Origin of the sequence: Bathymodiolus platifrons methanotrophic gill symbiont, from assembly GCF_002189065.1 — a bacterium.
GTDB lineage: Bacteria > Pseudomonadota > Gammaproteobacteria > Methylococcales > Methylomonadaceae > Methyloprofundus.
Genome location: NZ_BDMN01000252.1, coordinates 1 through 3,049, shown reverse-complemented (window position 1 = coordinate 3,049; position 3,049 = coordinate 1). Strand labels below are relative to the sequence as shown.

3 protein-coding genes and 1 pseudogene are annotated in these 3,049 nt (G+C 41.2%); 1 reads left to right on the top strand and 3 read right to left on the bottom strand.

The window, feature by feature from the left end; genetic code table 11:
* From CDZ78_RS14070 to mobB, 3 genes are all read right to left on the bottom strand, one after another.
* Positions 1-652 (bottom strand): peroxiredoxin (locus tag CDZ78_RS14070; RefSeq protein ID WP_087870578.1); only part of this gene is annotated, 652 nt, incomplete at its 3' end.
* Positions 653-669: 17 nt separating this feature from the next.
* Complete coding sequence (gene moeA, locus CDZ78_RS14065) at positions 670-1,905, bottom strand: molybdopterin molybdotransferase MoeA (protein WP_087870577.1); 1,236 nt, start codon at positions 1,903-1,905, stop codon at positions 670-672.
* Complete coding sequence (mobB, locus tag CDZ78_RS14060; protein WP_087870576.1) at positions 1,898-2,425, bottom strand: molybdopterin-guanine dinucleotide biosynthesis protein B; 528 nt, start codon at positions 2,423-2,425, stop codon at positions 1,898-1,900. Before mobB ends, moeA begins: the two co-directional genes overlap by 8 nt.
* Before the next feature lie 94 nt (positions 2,426-2,519).
* On the opposite strand from mobB, the pseudogene CDZ78_RS14055 reads away from it, so the two are divergent.
* A pseudogene (locus tag CDZ78_RS14055) lies at positions 2,520-3,049 on the top strand (helix-turn-helix domain-containing protein); the annotation flags it as partial.

Below are 3,049 nucleotides of genomic sequence, written 5' to 3'. Positions count from 1 at the left end.
CGCGCGAGGGAGGCAAGAATTGCATTCCGAATAGCCGTCCAGCCATTTGAGGTAGTCTTAACGGAGCAGGGTTTTGTGCGTAGTTGAGACGGACGCAGGGCGACCAGGGCATCTCCCATTCGCTGCGTAGGCGAATGAATGTTGGTGACAGGAGTCCCAGAATGTTGTGAGGTAGCATGGCGCGCCTGTTGCTGGTTTTTGTTTGTAAGTCTTTTAAATCTTTTAATAATTCCTGACTATGCAAACGAGGAGAAACCGAGCGATAGATTTTCATTATTTTTCCATCCGGACTAATAATAAAGCTATGCCGCTTACAGAATTTAACCGGGCCTAGTTTAAACAAGGCACCATATGTTGCACTGACTTTGCCATCAGGATCTGCGAGCAGGGTAAATGCTAGGGATTGCTTCTTACTGAAACTAAGGTGGCTTTTACTGTTGTCAGTACTGATACCAATGACTTTAGTATTTAACTGAGCAAATTTTTCACTATCATCACGTAATGCACAGGCTTCCTTTGTGCAGCCTGGAGTATTATCTTTTGGGTAAAAATAAATAACCAGCCAGTGATCCTGGTAGTCTGATAGTTGATGTAGGTTTTCATGCGCATCATAAAGCGCAAAAGTGGGTGCTGTTTGATTAAGTTCTAACATGCTTGCCGGTGCTCCATTTATAACAATAAATTAAAAGGCTCTACTAGAACCTGTTCGCCACTGTTTACATTTGCTTGTTCACGTGCAAGAACAATATAACAATTTGCACGGCTACTGGCACTTATTATATTGGACCCCTGTTTACCTGATGAAGTTACCTCAAATTCACCAGGAGATGTCTGAGTTAATATACCGCGCTGAAATTCTTGCCTACCAGGTTTTTTAAATAAGGGGCTTTTACAAGTGGCTTTAAGGCGAATGGGCTGGTTGTTTGTTAAACCAGTTAAATGGCGTAATGCTGGAGTGACAATCTGCTGATAGGTAGCAATGACCGAGATGGGATTACCAGGTAAACCAAAGAAATAACAATTCTGAATGCAGCCAAAAGCGAGTGGTTTTCCAGGTTTAATAGCCAGTTTCCAAAAGTTTACCTGGCCAATTTCATCTAATATTTGCTTTATATAATCTGCATCCCCAACAGATGCACCACCGCTAGTGATGATGACATCATTGCTTTGCGCGGCTTGTAATAAACTTTGTTGAATCTGTGCCTTATCATCAGCAATTACGCCAAGATCATTAACTTCGTGACCAGGTTTTTTGAGTAAAGCTGCTAATGTATAGCGATTACTATCGTAAATTTGTCCCTCTGTTAAATGACTCCCCACAGGCCGTAATTCATCACCCGTAGAAAAAAAAGCAATACGTATTTTACGTTTAACTCGAACCTCATAAATCCCGGCAGAGGCAAGCCAGCCCAGATCAATGGCGGTTAATTGTTTAGCCGCAGGTAGTAAATTACCATGTTGTTTAACGTCTTCGCCTATATAACGCACATTTTGTTTAGCCTGAGTATTATCAGGAAAATGAATGGTATGATCATGGACCTGAACCAGCTCCTGCATAATTACACTATCAGCGCCTTTAGGTAAAACTGCCCCGGTAAAAATGCGTACACATTGGCCACTTGCAAGCATACCATCAAAAGGGCGGCCAGCCCATGAAACTCCAACCTGTTGTAAATTAAAGTCAGAAGCCTGGATGTCTGTACTGTTAAATGCATACCCATCCATTGATGAATTAGGATAGGCAGGCAGGTTAAAAGGTGCAATACAGTTTTCACTTAGGACCCGACCCAGTGCCGTATGCAAGCTTACAATTTCGTCACCATCAATAACTGAAAGAGAACTATAGATATTATCCAGAGCATGATCGATACTAATTAATAAATTTGAATTACATAAATCAGTCATGTTTCTTTAAAAAAGTTCGTAAAATAAAATCAGCTATTTGAGGAATATTGTTTAAATCCAGAGTGATGATCTCTCTTTTTATTGAGATTTCATGGTCAGTAGCAATGGCAATAATCGAACTATCATCAGGATAGAGTTGTGCTAACTCAAGGCTAGGGCGATGTAATTCAATTTTAGGGAATGTTTCACTCTTAAAGCCTTCTACCAGAATTAAATCCAGGCTGGATTGATCAAAATACTTAAGTTGTTCATTTAAACTGGGTTCTTCAGGTGTGGCAAACTCGGTAATAATAGCGCGTCGATGGCTAGAAACCAGCATAACAGGAGTTGCTCCCGCTTCACGCAGACGAAAGCTGTCCTTACCTGGCTTATCAATCTGAAAATTATGGTGGCTATGTTTGATCAGACCAACACGAATATCATGTTGCTTTAATTGGGGGATAAGTTGAGTTAGTAAGGTCGTTTTTCCCGTGCCACTAGGTGCTGCAAGGCCTAAGATTGGGATGAGTGCATGTTTCATGGTAAATATAATCTTGTTAAATATTGTTACTAAGAAACTGAGTATAAATAAACGGCTCTATGTGAATCCTAGTGGGTAGTGCGATAATAATACCATGAATAGTGAATCTTTATTTAGTATGGCTTTAGGCTTACAATCGCCTTGGAAAGTGGAAGAAATTATCTTTTCAAACGACAATATTTTAGAACAGAATGAACTATCATTTGCAGATAGGTTTTGAACCAGGCGCCCGTTTTGCTGATGAATCGGGGGGTCTCTGCCCAGTGCATGATACAGTCGATCGGCAATGGCAACACTTGAGCTTCTTTGAGCATTCTTGCTATCTACATTGCTCTGTTCCTCGCATCACAACAACGGACGGGAAAGTTCGTACTGTAGAAGTCCCTTGGGCTCGCCCCGGCAGTGGTTTCACTCTGCTATTTGAAGCCATGGCATTGGCACTGATTGAAAGAGAAATGCCCGTCAATCGGGTTGCTGAAATGTTAAAGGTGAATCCACAGCGAATCTGGACGATCTTTAATCACTGGATCGGCAAAGCTAAAATAGCGGATGATGTTTCATCCATTACTCAACTTGGTATAGATGAAACCTCCTCAAAAAAAGGTCACAAATATGTCACTTTAG

What these genes read in the sequence shown, in the direction of transcription:
- moeA (WP_087870577.1), bottom strand. Translation starts at nt 1,905, where the DNA reads ATGACTGATTTATGTAATTCAAATTTATTAATTAGTATCGATCATGCT.
- mobB (WP_087870576.1), bottom strand. Translation starts at nt 2,425, where the DNA reads ATGAAACATGCACTCATCCCAATCTTAGGCCTTGCAGCACCTAGTGGC.